Source organism: Psychrobacter sp. GP33 (assembly GCF_014119005.1).
In the GTDB taxonomy this organism is placed as follows: Bacteria; Pseudomonadota; Gammaproteobacteria; order Pseudomonadales; family Moraxellaceae; genus Psychrobacter.
In genome coordinates, this window is the sequence record NZ_JACGYX010000003.1 from 227,080 (window position 1) to 244,533 (window position 17,454).

At 42.0% G+C, this 17,454-nt stretch carries 14 protein-coding genes; 8 read left to right on the forward strand and 6 right to left on the reverse strand.

All coding sequences use genetic code 11. From position 1 onward, the window contains the following. Nucleotides 1–69 precede the first annotated feature (69 nt). The gene (aspS, locus tag H2245_RS05765; RefSeq protein WP_259365100.1) at nt 70–1,926 is read right to left on the reverse strand and encodes an aspartate--tRNA ligase; all 1,857 of its coding nucleotides are present in this window, start codon (nt 1,924–1,926) and stop codon (nt 70–72) included. Between the two features lie 477 nt (nt 1,927–2,403). Here aspS and sohB point away from each other — a divergent pair, with 477 nt between their 5' ends. The 4 genes from sohB (at nt 2,404) to H2245_RS05785 (ending at nt 6,120) form a co-directional block, all read left to right on the forward strand. Beyond that, a complete protein-coding gene (sohB, locus tag H2245_RS05770) occupies nt 2,404–3,384 on the forward strand; it encodes a protease SohB (protein WP_182406433.1) in 981 nt (326 codons plus the stop codon). Between the two features lie 209 nt (nt 3,385–3,593). Beyond that, complete coding sequence (locus tag H2245_RS05775) at nt 3,594–4,220, forward strand: DUF1543 domain-containing protein (RefSeq protein ID WP_182406434.1); 627 nt, start codon at nt 3,594–3,596, stop codon at nt 4,218–4,220. An 82-nt stretch (nt 4,221–4,302) separates the two neighbouring features. Continuing rightward, entirely contained in the window at nt 4,303–5,055 is a 753-nt protein-coding gene (locus tag H2245_RS05780) for a histidine phosphatase family protein (protein ID WP_182406435.1), read from the forward strand. 195 nt (nt 5,056–5,250) lie between these two features. After that, nucleotides 5,251–6,120, forward strand: coding sequence for an SDR family oxidoreductase (locus H2245_RS05785; protein WP_182406436.1), 870 nt, complete (start codon nt 5,251–5,253; stop codon nt 6,118–6,120). Nucleotides 6,121–6,242: 122 nt separating this feature from the next. Here the strand turns inward: H2245_RS05785 and H2245_RS05790 are convergent, their stop codons facing one another. From H2245_RS05790 to H2245_RS05805, 4 genes are all read right to left on the reverse strand, one after another. Next, a complete protein-coding gene (locus H2245_RS05790; RefSeq protein WP_182406437.1) occupies nt 6,243–7,934 on the reverse strand; it encodes an AMP-binding protein in 1,692 nt (563 codons plus the stop codon). Between the two features lie 238 nt (nt 7,935–8,172). Further along, a complete protein-coding gene (locus H2245_RS05795; RefSeq protein ID WP_182406438.1) occupies nt 8,173–8,967 on the reverse strand; it encodes an ABC transporter permease in 795 nt (264 codons plus the stop codon). A gap of 130 nt (nt 8,968–9,097) precedes the next feature. Beyond that, a complete protein-coding gene (locus H2245_RS05800; protein WP_182406439.1) occupies nt 9,098–9,916 on the reverse strand; it encodes an ATP-binding cassette domain-containing protein in 819 nt (272 codons plus the stop codon). Nucleotides 9,917–9,926: 10 nt separating this feature from the next. Beyond that, the gene (locus H2245_RS05805) at nt 9,927–10,520 is read right to left on the reverse strand and encodes a hotdog domain-containing protein (RefSeq protein ID WP_182406440.1); all 594 of its coding nucleotides are present in this window, start codon (nt 10,518–10,520) and stop codon (nt 9,927–9,929) included. Nucleotides 10,521–10,780: 260 nt separating this feature from the next. Here H2245_RS05805 and xthA point away from each other — a divergent pair, with 260 nt between their 5' ends. The 3 genes from xthA (at nt 10,781) to H2245_RS05820 (ending at nt 13,715) form a co-directional block, all read left to right on the forward strand. After that, on the forward strand, nt 10,781–11,605 hold the full coding sequence (xthA, locus tag H2245_RS05810; protein WP_182406441.1) for an exodeoxyribonuclease III: 825 nt from the start codon (nt 10,781–10,783) through the stop codon (nt 11,603–11,605). Between the two features lie 137 nt (nt 11,606–11,742). Next, a complete protein-coding gene (argJ, locus tag H2245_RS05815; protein ID WP_182406442.1) occupies nt 11,743–12,966 on the forward strand; it encodes a bifunctional glutamate N-acetyltransferase/amino-acid acetyltransferase ArgJ in 1,224 nt (407 codons plus the stop codon). A gap of 350 nt (nt 12,967–13,316) precedes the next feature. Next, the gene (locus H2245_RS05820) at nt 13,317–13,715 is read left to right on the forward strand and encodes a DUF4377 domain-containing protein (RefSeq protein WP_182406443.1); all 399 of its coding nucleotides are present in this window, start codon (nt 13,317–13,319) and stop codon (nt 13,713–13,715) included. 332 nt (nt 13,716–14,047) lie between these two features. On the opposite strand, the gene H2245_RS05825 is transcribed toward H2245_RS05820, so the two are convergent. Continuing rightward, complete coding sequence (locus H2245_RS05825) at nt 14,048–15,481, reverse strand: L-serine ammonia-lyase (protein ID WP_182406444.1); 1,434 nt, start codon at nt 15,479–15,481, stop codon at nt 14,048–14,050. Nucleotides 15,482–16,033: 552 nt separating this feature from the next. On the opposite strand from H2245_RS05825, the gene H2245_RS05830 reads away from it, so the two are divergent. Continuing rightward, nucleotides 16,034–17,434, forward strand: a complete 1,401-nt coding sequence (locus H2245_RS05830) for a solute carrier family 23 protein (protein ID WP_182406445.1) — start codon at nt 16,034–16,036, stop codon at nt 17,432–17,434. Nucleotides 17,435–17,454: the final 20 nt, after the last annotated feature.

The following is a 17,454-nucleotide window of genomic DNA, read 5'->3' on the forward strand; positions in this document are numbered from 1 at the left end:
CATGGCGCAATGAGTCAGATAGTAAAAAATATCTGCACATCGTTAGACTACTTGTTCAGCAGGTTTGCTTTATTCAGTAGGTTTATTAGTATCAGCCTGTACTTTTTCGCGGACACGAATACCCAATTCACGCAGCTGCTTGGTATCAACCTCGGCAGGCGCTTGAGTTAGTGGACACTCAGCAGTTTTGGTTTTTGGGAAAGCGATGACATCACGAATAGAGTCTGCGCCTACCATCAACATAATTAAACGGTCTAAACCAAAAGCCAAACCACCATGCGGTGGCGCACCATATTTTAGGGCATCAAGTAAGAAGCTGAACTTGTCTTCGGCTTCCTGTTCATCGATACCAAGTGCTTCAAATACAGCCGTTTGCATCTCAAGGGTATTGATACGTAAGCTACCACCGCCCACTTCAGTACCGTTTAGTACCATATCATAAGCAATAGATAGGGCAGTTGCTGGGCTTTCTTTTAACTCGGCAACTGAGCCTTTTGGCTTAGTAAATGGATGATGCATTGATGTCCATTTACCATCGTCAGTTTCTTCAAACATTGGGAAGTCGGTAACCCAAAGTGGTGCCCACTCGCAGGTGGTCATCTCTAAATCTAAACCAATTTTTTGACGTAGCGCGCCCATTGCATCATTAACAACACGAGCTTTATCGGCACCAAAGAAGATAATATCGCCATCTTCTGCGCCGGTGCGTTCAACTAGGCTAGCCAGTACGTCGTCAGTCATATTCTTGATGATTGGCGACTGTAGACCAGACTCTTTATCAACGCCGTTATTGATGTTGCTCGCGTCGTTAACTTTAATATAAGCCAAACCACGTGCGCCATAAATACCAACGAATTTGGTATATTCGTCGATTTGCTTACGGCTTAATGAGCTACCACCAGGAATACGTAGAGCAGCAACGCGACCTTTTGGATCGTTCGCAGGACCTGAGAATACTTTAAAATCAACCGCTTGCATTAAGTCAGCAACATCAATCAATTTAAGCGGAATACGTAAGTCAGGCTTGTCTGACGCATAGTCACGCATCGCTTCAGCGTAGGTCATACGCGGGAACTGTTCAAACTCAATATTCATCATCGTCTTAAAGACGTGCTTGATCAAACCTTCGTTGATATTCATGATTTCTTCTTCATTTAAGAAGGAAGTCTCAATATCCACTTGGGTAAATTCAGGCTGGCGATCTGCACGTAAATCTTCATCTCGGAAGCACTTAGCGATTTGATAATAACGATCAAAACCAGCAACCATCAATAATTGTTTAAACAGCTGTGGCGACTGCGGGAGCGCAAAGAAGTTACCCGGACGCGTACGTGATGGCACGAGATAATCACGCGCACCTTCTGGCGTAGCACGGGTTAATATAGGCGTTTCAACATCTAGAAAGCCATGGTCATCTAAATAACGACGAATTGCTGAGGTGGCTTTGGCACGGAATACCATGCGATCCTGCATTTCTGGACGACGCATATCAAGGTAACGATATTTTAAACGCAAGTCTTCTGATACCGTTGTTTTCTCATCATTTAATGGGAAAGGCGGGGTCTCAGACTTTGCTAATACTTCAATCTCTTTGCCTAATATCTCAATCTGACCACTGGTCATATTGGCATTTTCAGTGCCCGCGTAGCGTTGGCGAACGCGACCAGTAATTTTTAGCACATATTCTGGACGTACGGCATCAGCAGTGGCAAACGCTTCTGGCGTATCTGGATCGACAACCACTTGCAGAATGCCTGCACGGTCGCGCATGTCTAAGAAAATCACGCCACCGTGATCGCGACGACGATGTACCCAGCCGACGATAGTAATGGTTTGCTCAAGTAAGCTTTCAGTTACCGCGCCGCAATATTCATCTCGGTATTGGCTGTGAGTGGTTTCACTTTGCATCATAGTGCTGTTCGTCATAATAATAGTTGTCCAGTTATCAGCCCGATTCAAAAAGTCAATCATGCAGCCCTATGCGTAGCGTTCACTGCTAAGGTGAGTCATTAGCAAAAAAAACAGCACAGACAACGCGATGTAAACAAATGGTCATCACGTAGGCTACAGAAAATTAAATGTAAACGCATATTATGCCTAAAGTGCTTTTATTATACAACCGCACCAACACATTCAGGCAGGATGTTCGCTTGCAGCCACTTTATTAAGCGCTCGGAAATAAGGACAATATTACATTAAGAATGTCATTAACTGTAGATAAGCTGTGACCTAATAAGTCAGTCATGTAAGTGATTGGTTAAATATGACAACTAAGCTTGAAAGTGAATCGACAAGCGCGCATATTAAGCGCACGTTTATAACCCTATCTATTGCCAAATGCGATAATACAAACACAATGTCGTCAATTAATATATAACAGTAAGTATTTAAGGAATTATGATTATGCTTTTTCATCCGCCCAAAAACCCTGTTGAACTCAAAGTCATGCACTTAAATAAAAGCCAAGCGCAGCGCCAGCAGGATTTGGTAGAAGCCACGCAAGGTAAGGCTGCCCTTAAGCAATTTAAAAAGGCGCTCGCCAAGCAAGATAAGAAAGATGCCAAAGCCAAAAGTAAGCGTAAAGGAAAAGGTAGAGATACATCTGCGCAAGTCTTTGTCCTTGATTTTGATGGCGATATGAAAGCCACTGCTGTCAAGCATTTGCGTGAAGAGATTAGCACGCTTATCAGTACCGCCAATAAAGGCGATGAAGTCGTTATTCGTCTTGAGTCTGGTGGCGGCTTGGTACACAGCTATGGTCTAGCGGCAGCGCAGTTGGCGCGACTGAAGGATGCCGGTCTTAAGCTAACAGTATGCGTCGATAAAGTCGCTGCCAGCGGTGGATATATGATGGCGTGTGTGGCAGATAATATCGTTGCCGCGCCATTTGCGATTATCGGCTCTATTGGTGTGGTCTCGCAATTGCCAAACTTTCATAAATGGCTAAAAAATCATGATGTCGATTATGAGATGTTTACCGCAGGCGATTATAAGCGCACGGTGACTGTATTTGGCGAAAATGACGATGAAGACCGTGCCAAGTATCAAGAAGAGCTTGAGCAAACGCATGAGCTTTTCAAACATTTCGTTAATCGTTATCGCGGTATGCTGGACTTAGATAAAGTAGCGACAGGCGAGCACTGGTATGGCGAAGATGCCGTACATTTAAATTTGGTCGATCGCTTGCAAACGTCTGACAGCTACTTGCTAGAGCTTATGGAAAATCATGACGTTTATGCCTTACATTCACGCCAAAAGCCAACCTTTGCAGAAAAGCTGGGTTTATCACAAGCGGCAGAGTCAGCGTTAAATATTGCAGTGGACAAGTTACCTGAGGTGCTATCGCGTTTGGATTTTAACAGTCGCTTTAATATTTTAAAATAACGTGTCATAAAGTAGCGTGCCATAAATTGACTTATTATCATAAGACCGTATGATTTTATAAAAGGCGTGTCCTTAATGGGTACGTCTTTTTGCTGTGTGCATGTAACTAGAATCTAAAGTATTTTATATATAAAGCTCAATGTATCATCTAAAGACAGCACAGAGGTTTTTTGTAATGATAAGGATAAGGCCAAAAATAAGGAGTTAGAATGCCGACATTGTTTATGATTAAAATTGGGGCGAGACCAAAAGGGCGCTTGATTGAGCAGCATGATATCTATTTTGGTGTTGGGGAGCGGATTGGCGACTTTGTTGAAGCGATTAATAGCCATTGGTCTGAGGTTAAGAATAAGTGGCATTTAGATGCTTATCGGCAAGTAACGATAGTAGATAATCACTGTATTCAGTGGCAGGCAACCACCGAAGCACCAAACTCTAATACAGAGAAAGAATTGAAACTGTTCTTTATTAATTTAGGCGGTTATTTGGCGGGCGAGTTTGAAGAGCTTCATCATAAATTATTAATTGTCGCGCCAACTCAAGCGGACGCTATTAAACAAGCAAAGCAATCAACGTTTTATCAGCGCTATAGCTTTCAAGATAAAACTACGCCTTTTAATGCCGCGTCTCATATTGATGACAAGCAGCAAGTCGATATTGATGAGATTTATAATGTGAATGATTTACTCACTGGCGGACGATTAATTATCACACCACTCACAAATGTAGAGATAAATACTGAAGCGGACAGGGCATTAGAGCAGGAAGATAAGTCTTACATTGGCTATCTTAGTTTAAAAAAGCTCCGCACGTTAAGTGACGCCGGCATACTATAATGTCAATATAACGTCAATGAACATAAAGCAAATTTTATTAAAAATAACTATTACCTAAAATTATCAGCAAATGGATACCATCATGACAACCATTCTCTTAGCGCGCCACGGTCAAGCATCGTTTGGACAAGCAAATTACGACCAGCTTTCAGACTTAGGTTGCGAGCAAGCACGCCTGCTTGGGCAACATTATGCGCGGGCAGAGCGCCGTATTGATGCTATCTTTAGTGGCAGCTTGGTACGCCAGCGTGATTCAGCAGCGCATTTTTGGTCGCAGTATCAGCCAGTGCTAGAGGGATGTGGTGAGTTGCCTATATTTGATATGGCGACTTCTAGCAATTATGTGTTGCCTGCGTTTGATGAGTTTAATCATGAAGATGTGTTTATGAAGTCAACGCCTCATTTACGCACACAAGCGCAAATTGCCGCTGAACTTGCGCGAGACAACCAGCCATTAATGCGCTTAGGTGAGATGTTCGGGCAAGCCATGCAGCGCTGGCATGCGGGTGGTCATGATGAGGATTATGTGGAAAGCTGGCCTACGTTTAGTCAGCGCGCCCAGCAAGCATTAGAGGGCTTGCGTACACAATTAGCAGAATCAACACACTTAGGAGAAGACAGTACGGTATTAGTATTTACCTCAGGGGGCGTGATTTCAGCGATAACTGCTCATTTGTTAGAGCAAGGCAGTCAAATGGCGTATCAACTGACCAAAAGCTCAGTCAATACCGGCGTTACTGCTATCGATGTACAACAGCCTACTCCGCAACTTTTATCTTTTAATGAGCATAGCCATCTATTTATACAAGGCAAGCGCTTTGTGACTAAGCATTGATTAGCTATTTAACTTTTATAGGTAATTGACTGCGTGACTACCTATAAAAGTTAATACATAATCGCCATTTAGGTATCGACAAATATCTATTATAATATGCGACTTCAATTTTTTTATTTTTCATTTGTATTATGCTTTTCCTCCCCTATGCATATCGAAATATTGACCTGTGTAGTTACCGATAACGGAGTGCCCATGCCACATAAATTAATAGAACGAGCCACCCAAACTGCTAAGCAAGGTAGCCTGCAAGTATATAGCGCCATTCAACCAGCGCGCTATTTAAAAGGTTTGTTAAAGCAGCAAGTGGGACACGGTAAAACGGTGCTAATCACGGGTGCCAGCTCAGGGCTCGGTGAGAGTATGGCGCGTTTGTTCGCGACGCTCGGCTATAACCTGGCAATTTGTGCCCGTCGTACTGAGCGCTTAGCACAATTACAGGCAGAGTTGAGTGCGCGCCATCCGGACATTCGTATAGAATATCGGGCGTTAGATGTCAGTGATTATGCTTCTGTTTTTCATGTCTTTAATGCCTTTGCTAAAGATTTTGGTCAAATTGATCGGGTGGTGGTGAATGCTGGGGTAGGTGAAAGTCGCCGCATTGGTAAAGGTCGTTTTGAGACCAACCGTCGCACCGCAGAGATCAACTTTGTCTCAGCATTAGCGCAATGTGAAGCCGCCATGACGATATTTCGGGCGCAAAATAGTGGACATTTAGTGGTGATATCGAGCATGTCAGCGATGCGTGGATTGCCGAAACATATGACCACTTATGGCGCATGCAAAGCTGGCTTGGCTTATTTAGCAGAAGGCATTCGTGCAGATATGATTTTGGATAATTTGCCTATTAAAGTGTCCACTATTTATCCGGGCTATATTCGTACTGAAATTAATACCAATGCCAAGCCGCTGCCATTCGAAGTCGATGCAGAAACTGGTACGGCGTCAATTGTCGCGGCGATTGAAGCAGGCGTTAATGAAGCATGTGTACCCAGTTTGCCGTGGTCGATTGTTGGGCAAGCCATGAAGCATTTGCCTCTGTCTATGGTTAATAAAATCAGTTAATCGAAACTTATGAACAAGGTATATACTATATTTTTTTAGATTTCGCTGAAATCTAAAAGAGCCTCTACCCTAATAAAAGTAGAGGCTCTTTCTGTTTTACAGTACTTAGTGAAGGGCTACTGTTAGGCTTGGTCTGCTGTATGTTTATCACGTAACTGCTGGCGTAGAACTTTACCGATGTTGGTTTTTGGTAGACTATTAACAAATTCAATATGGCGTGGGCATTTATAGCCTGTTAGATGGTCAAGGGCAAACGTTTTGATGATTTCTTTTGTTAGATTATTATCCTCTCTTATCACGTATATTTTCACCGATTCTCCTTGATTATCATCCGGAATACCGATAACGGCACAATCAATGATGCCTTGGCAATCAAGCATAACGGTTTCAATTTCATTAGGAAAGACGTTAAATCCAGACACCAATATCATGTCTTTTTTGCGGTCAAGTAATGTAATATAGCCCTTATTATCCATACTGACAATATCGCCAGTACGAAAAAACCCTTCTTTGGTAAAGCTGTGACTATTATCCTGATTGAAGTAGCCTGCCGTTACATTTGGACCCTTAATACACATCTCGCCCGGCTGGTTGAGGTCAACGCGGCTATCATTTTCATCAATGATAATGACGTCTATGCTGGGTACAGGAATGCCGATAGTGCCATTAAACTTACGGTCAGTGACTATGTTAGCAGTACCCCCAGCCACGCCTTCAGTCATACCCCAGCCTTCAATCATAGGACAGCCGGTTACTTTAAGCCAGCGCGCTGCAGTTTGTTCGGTTGCTGCCATACCGCCTGCTTGCGAGATTCGTAAGGCGCTAAAATCAAGGTGCTGAAAGTTTGGCTGATCAAGTAAGCCTTTAAACATCGTATTAACAGCCGGAAAAATATGGAACGGTTGTTTGGATAAAGTCTTAACAAACCCGTTCATATCACGGGGATTGGGTACCAATATAAAAGTATAGCCTGAACGCATACCTAATAAGGTCAGCATAAAAGCGAAGATGTGATACAACGGCAACGCCATTACCATATTGATATACACCTCATTTATTTCTGAAGTGACTGGACGGTACCAAGCTTCAGACTGTAACGCGGCGGCGACAACATTGCGTTGGGTCAATATCGCCCCCTTTGATAATCCTGTTGTACCGCCCGTGTATTGTAAGATAGCCTGTTGCTGCAATGTGGTTTTTGGTGGAATAAAAGGCAGTTGTTTGCCTTTTTTGAGTACTTCAGGAAATTTGGTTAAAGCATGGGCTGGGCTGTCGAGCTTGTATTTAGGTATTAAACGCTTGACCTGGTGAATAACCGTATTGACCATCACGCCTTTGAGTCCCATCATATCGCCCATTTTTGAGAGTACAATATGCTTGATTGCTGTCTCATCGACTACTTGCTCGAGCGCTTGCGCAAAATTATCGACAATAAAAATAACTTTGGCACCAGAATCGTTTAACTGGTGGCGTAGCTCACGACCGGTATACAGCGGATTAATGGGAGTGCAGATATAGCCTGCGCGAAGAATACCAATCATAATTGGGAGGTACTGTGGCACATTGGGCATCATCAGCGCCACTATACTGCCTAGCGGTAGCCCTTGCGCTTGTAGCCATGCCGCAATCGCAATCGAAGCTTTGTCCACATCATCATAAGTATGCGTCACGCCCATGCAGATGCTGATAGGATGCCTACGATAGCGGTCAAAACATTCTTCATATAAAGCAATCAAGCTGCTATAAGCATCAGGATCAATGGTTTTAGGGACACTCGACGGATATTGCTCAAGCCAAGGTTTATTGTCTGTCATGGTCGATTCCCTAAGAGCTAGTAATATTGTATTAAAAATAGGCGCGTCATCTTAACATAATGATAATTGATATAAATAATACCAATATAGAACGTGAAAGTACGCTAAAAAAGCTAGACGATTAGGGAATGAGATGCCTCAGCAAAAACGGTGGGTAAAGTAATTAAGTGTGGAATGACTATATGTAACCATAAGCAGTTATTAATCATCCATCATTAGTAATACCCAACTGGGAATATCAATTAGGCAATATAAGTTGTTGCTCACGATTAAAAAACCGACGATAAATGAGTAAGGCGCTTAATGTGCAGCCAAGCGTACTGCTCACACAAATTAAAAACATAGTGACAATTTGATAACGCACCGCCTGAGTCGGGTCAGCGCCTGCCAGTATTTGCCCCGTCATCATTCCAGGTAAGCTGACAATGCCGACCACCAGCATTGAGTTTAGCGTGGGCGTCATTCCATTAATAATAGCAGCACGAATGGAATCATGTACCGCCTCAAATGGCGTCGCTGATAATGTCAACCTCATCTCAATACGAGCGTGTTGTTCATGAATGTCATTAATAAGTTGATTACTGGTTAAAGAGATGGCGGTGAGGGAGTTACCCAATATCAGTCCCAAGATAGGAATAATAAATTGCGGCGTATACCAAGGCTGCACTTGTAAAATCATACCAATAGCAAGTCCAGTTACCAAAATAGCGGACGCACTGACCGCAATAAAGGTATCTACTAATAGACCTTTATAGCCCCATTTTACCCGATTTTTAGCGGCGCTTGACGCAATCAAGGTCATGATAGTCAAGATTATCAAAACCTCGTACCACTGCTCGCGAGCAAATATCCATGCCAGTATTAGCCCAATAAAACTAAGCTGAATAATGGTACGCACTGCTGCCATCAATAGTGTTGAAGTCAAGCGTAAACGCAACCGCCACGAAATGACAAGCACCAACAATATTAGGCTGCTGGCAAGCACCACATCCCAATAAGTTAGTAAGATTTGTAGCTCATGCTTGTCAGTCATTATGGGCTATCAGCTTTTAGAAGTTAGTATTTAGAAATCAGTAATCATTAATTAAAAAAGAATATACGTCTGCTACGTTCACGATGATGAAGGTTGAAAGAATAGGACAAAAGGTTATGACTTAATATATTTAGGATTGAATGTCGTTTAATGATATATCGGTTAGGACACCTGATTGCATAAGCCAGTGTTTATTAGTAAATGGCATAATGGCGTTCGTATCGTGTGTAACCCAAAGCAGGGCACGCTTCGGCTCAGCCGTTAACCACTGTGTTAGCCATCGTATGAAATAATGCGCGGTTTCTTCATCAAGTGCTGCAGTAGGCTCATCTAACAGTAAAATCTGCGGCTGTAATTGTAACAGCCGTAGGGTATTAACCAATTGACGTTCACCACCCGATAGGTGCGCTGCTGACAGGTGTAGCAGGGATTGATTACGCCCCAATAAAGTTAACTGCTCAACGTGCCAGTCAATATCAAAAACGCGATGTTGATGGGCTTGAAAGGTGTAGGGCAGTTTCAAGTTGTCCAACACACTACCTTCTACTAGCTGGGGATGCTGCGCCAGTAGCGCTACTTTGGCACGCCATTGAGTTGCCGGCATATCATGGCTATTTAGACGCTTATATTTATCACAAAGCCAAACATCACCTGTGGTATAAGGTACTAATCCTGCTAGCACCCGAAGTAATATAGATTTACCACTACCGGAATGACCCGTTAGTAACGTTAGCTGCCCTGATAACAATTCACCACCAGCCGCTTTTATTAACAAGGGTGCGTCATTATCTTGAGCAGCTATTGATGATTTTAATTGCTGATTTAGTGTTTTATAGCGATTGATACTAATACCGAAAAAGCTATTATCTTTATTTATAGGCAAGTGGTGACTGCCATGCACCCAAATATTGTCAAAAGACAATAATGGGCTGGTGGTAAAGTTAGGCATCGACAACGGATTATGACTGCAAGCTTTGCTGCGTCATAGCCTGCTTAATGATATCTTGTAGTTGCTCTGGTACGCGGATAGGACGGATAGGGGCAGCACTTGGTGCTGCTTTGTCAGCTGACTGATTTGATGATTCATGACCTTTGGCTTGATTCTGCACACAGGCGATGACGATTTTGGCACTACTTAATAGAGATGCTTTAGCGTTAGTCATATTATCAGGCAAGCCACTATCAGCAGGGAAATTGCGATGGATACTTTGATAAAATACAATACTAGCAGGCTTTAGCTCTATCTTATCAATACGAACACTGATTAATTCATCTAGAAATATAGCTTTACGATACTGAAGCTCCACTTGGTTCACCACAAAGTGCTGAATTTGCCCATCATCGGTTTGTAAAAAGTAAGTGTTTAAACCAAGAGTTGTAAACCAATCGCGGCGGCAGTTTTCAAAAAACACCAAATGATTAGCGTGATAGACTATACCACCAGCGTCGGTATGATTAATATAGACGTGATAATCGACTGCAAAGAGAGGCTTAATTGCTGCAGAGGTTGCTGTAGGTATAGAGGTGTGTTTTTCCGTAATGATGGTAGACATAAAATAACCTGTTAATAGTATTTAAAGTTGTTATAAAGCGTACTGCAATAATTAAGAAGGATGGTAACTTTACCGGATAAAACCTTCATGTAGTACAAATAATACAATGCTAATATTAATCATACCAATCATCGGCAAACTATAGCAAAATAAACCATCATTTTAAGCAGATTATTTGCGATTTTTTCTAATAAATTGTATTTACTTCCATTAATTTTTAATTCCCAATGAACTTTTGACTGAAAACAATAGGATAATGCATGAGCCGTTTTGTTAGCTTTAATATCAATGGCATTCGCGCCCGCCCACATCAACTTGAAGCCTTACGCGACATCATCGATCCTGATATCATTGGTTTGCAAGAAACTAAAGTCCATGATGATCAGTTCCCGATTGAGATGGTCGAAGACTTGGGTTATCACGTCGAGTATTTTGGGCAAAAGGCGCATTATGGCGTGGCGTTATTGTCTAAAGTTGCCCCTATTTTTGTGCAAAAAGGTTTTCCTAATGACGATGAGGATGCACAAAGGCGCTTTATTCATGGGCGTTATGTGTTGCAAGGGCGCGAGATTGATGTGCTAAATGGTTATTTTCCCCAAGGCGAAAGCCAAGATCATCCGACCAAATTTCCGATGAAGCGTGCGTATTATGCCGATTTGATAACGTATATTAATACGCTAAAAGCTGAAGGTCGCTCGCTGATTATCATGGGTGATATGAATATTGCCCCAGAAGATATCGATATAGGTATCGGTGAGGTAAATGCTAAGCGTTGGTTAAAAAATAGAAAAACTTCATTCTTACCGGAAGAGCGTGAATGGTATTCAGAGTTGATGGGGCGCGAGCTGACTGATACGTATCGTCTTCATTATCCAGAAAGTTCAGATTTATACAGCTGGTTTGATTACCGCAGTCGTGGTTTTAACGATGAGCCTAAGCGCGGCTTGCGTATTGACCATATTCTTTGCACGCCCGATTTAAAGCCACATTGCATTGGTGCGGGTATCAGCTATGAGCTGCGAGCAATGGAAAAGCCGTCAGACCATGCGCCCATTTGGTCAGCTTTTGACTTAAATCAATCGTAATTTTAGCAGTGTCTTTTTTAAATGGATAAAGAATAAATACTGGCAAAATGCTTTTTTATTATCTATTGTACCATTAGTGATTTTTACCTATACGTTTCTCAAAGATTCATTTAAAACTAAAAATTAAGGATTTTATAATGGCTGTTGGCAATGTTGCAGTACCTGAAACGATTTATGCCATTGATGGTATTAGACTCAGTACCACCGCTGCAGGCGTACGTTATCCCAACCGTGATGATTTGGTCGTGATTGAAATAGCCGAGTCTGCGTCAACTGCCGTCGTCACTACTAAAAATGCCTTTTGTGCCGCGCCGGTTCGCGTTTTGCGCGCCCACTTTGCCGAAGCTGCTCCGCGCTATTTAGTGATTAATACGGGCAATGCCAATGCAGGTACGGGCGCAGATGGTCTGAAGCGGGCTGAGGCGATTTGTATGGCTTTAGCAGATAAAGTAGGTGTGAATGCCAATACCGTATTGCCATTTTCTACGGGGGTTATCGGTGAGCCGTTAAATAGTGACGCGGTAATAGCTGGGCTTGATAGTGCTGTAAGCAATTTAGGCGCTGATAATTGGCTTGCGGCTGCCAATGGTATCCGCACCACAGATACGATTCCGAAAGTTGCCAGTCAAAAAATTAGCGTTACCGGCACTGACTATCATGTTACAGGCATATCTAAAGGCTCAGGAATGATACGCCCTAATATGGCAACTATGCTTGGTTACGTTGCTACTGATGCCAATATTGCACCTGATTTGTTGCAAGAAATGCTGACGGCAATCAATGAGCAATCCTTTAACCGCATTACGGTTGACGGCGATACCTCAACGAATGACTGCTGCGTTTTGATTGCTACTGGAAAAGCAGACGCGTCCGTGATTGATAGCCCAGAACATCCGCATTATCAGCCCCTGTTTGCTGCTTTAACCGATGTCTTTGTACGCTTAGCACAGCTTATCGTTCGTGATGGCGAGGGCGCTACAAAATTTATTACCGTTAAAGTAACAGGCGGAAAGACCACTCAAGAATGCTGTGCTGTGGCTTATGCTGTGGCGCATTCACCGCTCGTCAAAACTGCGTTTTTTGCCAGCGATGCCAATTGGGGACGTATCCTTGCAGCGGTAGGCTATGCAGGCGTCGAAGATTTAGATACTGAACAAGTCAACGTCTCGCTTAATGAGGTGATGATTTGTCAAAATGGCAGTGTGGCTTCTGACTATACAGAAGCTGCAGGCAATGACGTCATGAGTCGTCCTGAGATTACCATTCATATTGATTTAGCTCGTGGTGAGGCAAGCGATATCGTTTATACGTGCGACTTGTCTTATGATTATGTCAAAATTAATGCCGATTATCGTAGCTAATAGGAAAATTTTTTAGCGTGAAAACTCTTACTGCTACTTTGTTCCTTGTATTTAGTATTAGTATTTTCCTAAATATTTTTATCAGATAAATGAAGCCGGAGAGGTACGATAGAATAACAACGGTTGCAAAAGCTGACGTTAACTTACAAAGTAGTTATAGAGCAATAGGTTTTGCACAGACTATACTCAATGAGTTGAGATAAAAAGGCTTTAACTTAGTTTTTGAATATGATTATTTTAATGCTTATGATTATAAAATTACCTAAAGTATTAAGACGATTTATTTTGATAACTGGTATAAAGCCTCAATAAGGAAATTAATTAAATTGTCAGTCATTGAGGATAAAAAAATGAAAAAATTATTATTGGCAGCGTTAGTAGCTACTTTTACCTTAGCAGGTTGTTCGACTACCGATTTGGTTGATGAACGGGCGATGGTGGTCGAAGGACAAGCCGTTACTGTTAAAGTGATTAACATTCCAAGTCTTGAGGTAGAGATTGCGCCCCGTAAAGCCATATGTGAAATGACAGATAGCGCAGGTATGAAAGTTGAAGCAGAATGTTTACAATATCGTCAAACCTATCAAAGAAACTTTAATACTCTAACTGGCAATATTCAAGGCTTTACTTACGAGCCAAACTTCCGCTATGTACTAGATGTGCGTCAAGAAGCCGTTGCTGATACCACTTCAGGCGTTGTTAAACCAGTTTGGATATTAAATAAAATTATTTCAAAAACGGCAGAATAAGTGAAAAGCATTAACTTTTAAGCGTTTGATGATTAATGATAAGCTTTGTTTATTGCATAATCCTATTTTAGGAATTATCAGTGAGTAAAAAAAGCCTCTAATAAATTAGAGGCTTTTTATATGGAAATTTACTGATTACTTATATTAAGTCATTTCTTTAATATGAACGAAAGTAAATAAATATGCTAAAAATAGCTAAATATTACCAAACTGCTGGTTAATAACCTGATAATGTCTGGACTATTTTCCTTGTGTAGCTGCAATTTATCTCATTTTTAGCATTATTTTTAAAATCAAGACACCCTTAGAGAAGGCTTAACAATAGTAATAAATTAGCACTGACTGTATTTTACGCTGACGCCATGAGTCGCAGTAGGGATTCTGTTATCAGCATAGACAGCCAAGCCGCCACGTGAGGTTTCTTTATAGATATCTAGCATGTCTTCACCAGTTTGCTTCATGGTTTCCACAACTTTATCAAAAGAGACAAAGTGTTGACCATCCCCTCGGCAGGCAAGACGAGCGGCGTTCACAGCTTTTACCGCGCCCATTGCGTTTCGCTCGATACAAGGCACTTGCACCAAACCACCTACGGGATCGCAGGTTAGTCCTAAGTTATGCTCAATACCGATCTCAGCCGCATTAAGACATTGTGCCGGATCACCGCCCAGTATTTCAGCTAAAGCCGATGCAGCCATTGCACACGCAGAACCGACTTCACCTTGACAGCCAACTTCTGCACCAGAGATGGAAGCATTTTGCTTGATTAAGCTGCCAATTGCGGTTGCATTAAGCAAATATTTACGCGCCCCTTCAATACTATAATTGGATAAAAAGTCTCGGTAATAATGCATGACCGCAGGAATAATACCGGCAGCTCCATTGGTTGGCGCAGTAACGACGTTGCCACCATTAGCATTTTCTTCATTAACTGCTAGGGCATATAAGTCAATCCAGTCCATTGCCACAAGCTTATCTTCTTGGCTACTAGGCAGGTCTTTTTCTGCACACAGCTGTAAGTACAATGCTTGCGCGCGGCGTTTGACATCAAGACCACCAGGCAGAATACCGCTATTTTGGCAGCCCCGAGTTACGCAATCTTGCATTGACGCCCAAATAGAATCTAAGTAAGCGTTTACATCATCTTCATTACGACAATGTAATTCATTTGCCAATACCAGTTCACTGATACTCAAACGATGCTGACGACACTGCTGGAGTAGCTCTGCGGCAGTATTAAATGGATAAGGGATACTATCAATATTAGGGGTGGCATGATCTTCGTCAGGGTTGGTCGCATCCTCTTCATTAATTACAAAACCGCCACCTACTGAATAGTAGGTCTGCTGATAAATATTACCATCTGCTAAGGTGACACGAATCGTCATCGCATTGGGATGGTATGGTAGTACGGTCTCACCATACCAGTGAATGTCACTTTTGGTATCAAAAGCGATGGTATGTTCACCTGCGAGATTTAATGTTTTATCAGAAAAAATAGGTGAAAGATACTGACTCGTTAAGCGGGTATCAATGGTGCTTGGTTTGTGACCAAGTAAGCCGAGTAAAATAGCCGTGTCAGTAGCATGACCTTTACCCGTTGCCGCCAATGAACCATATAGCTCAATTTCTAGGGCGGCTACCTTTGTCAATATTGTTTGCTTATGAAGAGATGCTAAAAACAAATTAGCTGCCACCATTGGACCGACCGTATGTGAGCTTGATGGACCAATACCAATCTTAAATAAGTCAAATACACTAATCATAATCAGTTACCAAATAGAGTGAAATAGAGTCAGCATGAATACTATTGCTTAGAAATATAATGCCAATATAGCAAATATGATAGATAGGAATACATACTGCTAATTGTTTGGTTTTGGATATCATCTATAAGTTTTTTAAACCTAATTGTGCAGATAATGGATAAATAATATCTATTTTTTACTATTAAATTCCGTTATGATGCCTGGCATCATCTTCTATGTAACATCCTGTAATACAGCTTATATCATAAACGATATTGTCGATATAAAAAATATTGAATATAGGTATGTGGCGCTGTGTTTAGTAAAACATATCTTACAGCATACATCTAGAAGAATATAGATATTCTATAAAAGCAATAACTGCTGGCTCAAACTGACTAGACAAGATAATGATGAAGAGAAAGTGTCACTCCCATTCAAGAGTTATAGCACCAGAAATCCATCATTTATCTTATAGTGATTTACCTTTCAACAGGTTATTTTATAACTTGTGCTAGCGATTAAGCTTCTATTATTATCACTGGTTCAGATTACTTAGGAATAGCGCGCATGACCTCCCAATCAGAGCATCCCTCTCAGTCACAGCAAAAACCTCTAAACAAACAAAGTGCAAGCCCTGAATCAAATGCGGTCCGCTTTGCTCATAATCCGGACTTTGATAATGGACGCTGGTTTCCAACGTGGCGTCCTTATCAAGGCGATCTTGATCGTCATCCTGTTGGTATCAATGAGTATTTGCCGCCTAGCAAAAGTGTGCTACTTGGGATGCAACATACCTTTGCGATGTTTGGCTCTACTGTCTTAGCGCCTTTATTAATGGGGTTTGATCCAAACTTAGCTATTTTGATGTCTGGTATCTGCACAATCATATTTTTTATGATTACTGGTGGGCGGATGCCTAGTTATTTGGGTTCGAGTTTTGCTTTTATAGGACCCGTTATTGCGGTAACTGCCTATGCAGGGGTCGGTTTTAATGCCAACCTAAATGTCGCATTGGGCGGTATTATGGTCTGCGGTATCATTTATGCGTTGGTTGGCTTGTTGGTGATTAAGACGGGTACGGGATGGATTGAGCGCTTAATGCCGCCGATTGTGACAGGTGCGATTGTGATGATTATCGGTTTAAACCTTGCGCCAGTTACTATTCAAGGGGTTTCTGCCAATCAGTTTGATGCATGGATGGCAGCATTAACCGTATTACTTATTAGTGGTGTGGCAGTCTTTACCCGGGGTATGCTCAGACGCTTATTGCTCTTGATTGGAATGATATTGTCTTATGTTGCTTATTTTGTAATGACCAACGTACTCGGCTTTGGCGTGCCCATTGATTTTAGTGGCATAGCTGCCGCTTCATGGTTTGGTCTACCGGGCATTCACGCACCACGTTTTGAGATGAGTGCTATTATTTTAATTGCGCCAGTGGCTTTTATTTTAATTGCCGAAAACTTGGGACATTTTAAGGCGGTGGAGGGTATGACTAAGTCGCACGTTACGCCTTATATGGGGCGCGCGTTTTTTGCTGATGGCTTAGCAACCACGTTTTCAGCAGGCTTTGGCGGTACAGGCGTGACCACTTATGCGGAAAATATTGGCGTCATGGCGGTAACTAAAGTTTATAGTACCACCATATTTGTGATGGCAGGTATTGTGGCGGTATTACTGGGATTGTCACCAAAATTCGGTGCAATTATTCAAACTATCCCACCAGCGTTACTAGGTGGCGCGTCCATCGTGGTATTTGGGTTAATTGCCATTGCTGGCGCAAAAATCTGGATTGACAGTCATGTTGATTTTAGCAAAAATAGTAATTTGATTATTGCTGCTGTCACTGTGATTATGGGAACCGGTAATTTTAGCTTGCATATTGGCGGCTTTGATTTGGGTGGCATTGGAACCGCAACCTTGACCGCCATTGTGCTAAATGCTTTATTTAACCGTCAACGTGATTAACCTGTAATTTAATATAGAAG

What these genes read in the sequence shown, in the direction of transcription:
- H2245_RS05785 (WP_182406436.1), top strand. Translation starts at nt 5,251, where the DNA reads ATGCCACATAAATTAATAGAACGAGCCACCCAAACTGCTAAGCAAGGT.
- argJ (WP_182406442.1), top strand. Translation starts at nt 11,743, where the DNA reads ATGGCTGTTGGCAATGTTGCAGTACCTGAAACGATTTATGCCATTGAT.
- H2245_RS05790 (WP_182406437.1), bottom strand. Translation starts at nt 7,934, where the DNA reads ATGACAGACAATAAACCTTGGCTTGAGCAATATCCGTCGAGTGTCCCT.
- H2245_RS05775 (WP_182406434.1), top strand. Translation starts at nt 3,594, where the DNA reads ATGCCGACATTGTTTATGATTAAAATTGGGGCGAGACCAAAAGGGCGC.
- H2245_RS05805 (WP_182406440.1), bottom strand. Translation starts at nt 10,520, where the DNA reads ATGTCTACCATCATTACGGAAAAACACACCTCTATACCTACAGCAACC.
- H2245_RS05780 (WP_182406435.1), top strand. Translation starts at nt 4,303, where the DNA reads ATGACAACCATTCTCTTAGCGCGCCACGGTCAAGCATCGTTTGGACAA.
- H2245_RS05800 (WP_182406439.1), bottom strand. Translation starts at nt 9,916, where the DNA reads ATGCCTAACTTTACCACCAGCCCATTATTGTCTTTTGACAATATTTGG.
- sohB (WP_182406433.1), top strand. Translation starts at nt 2,404, where the DNA reads ATGCTTTTTCATCCGCCCAAAAACCCTGTTGAACTCAAAGTCATGCAC.
- xthA (WP_182406441.1), top strand. Translation starts at nt 10,781, where the DNA reads ATGAGCCGTTTTGTTAGCTTTAATATCAATGGCATTCGCGCCCGCCCA.
- H2245_RS05830 (WP_182406445.1), top strand. Translation starts at nt 16,034, where the DNA reads ATGACCTCCCAATCAGAGCATCCCTCTCAGTCACAGCAAAAACCTCTA.
- aspS (WP_259365100.1), bottom strand. Translation starts at nt 1,926, where the DNA reads ATGACGAACAGCACTATGATGCAAAGTGAAACCACTCACAGCCAATAC.
- H2245_RS05820 (WP_182406443.1), top strand. Translation starts at nt 13,317, where the DNA reads ATGAAAAAATTATTATTGGCAGCGTTAGTAGCTACTTTTACCTTAGCA.
- H2245_RS05795 (WP_182406438.1), bottom strand. Translation starts at nt 8,967, where the DNA reads ATGACTGACAAGCATGAGCTACAAATCTTACTAACTTATTGGGATGTG.
- H2245_RS05825 (WP_182406444.1), bottom strand. Translation starts at nt 15,481, where the DNA reads ATGATTAGTGTATTTGACTTATTTAAGATTGGTATTGGTCCATCAAGC.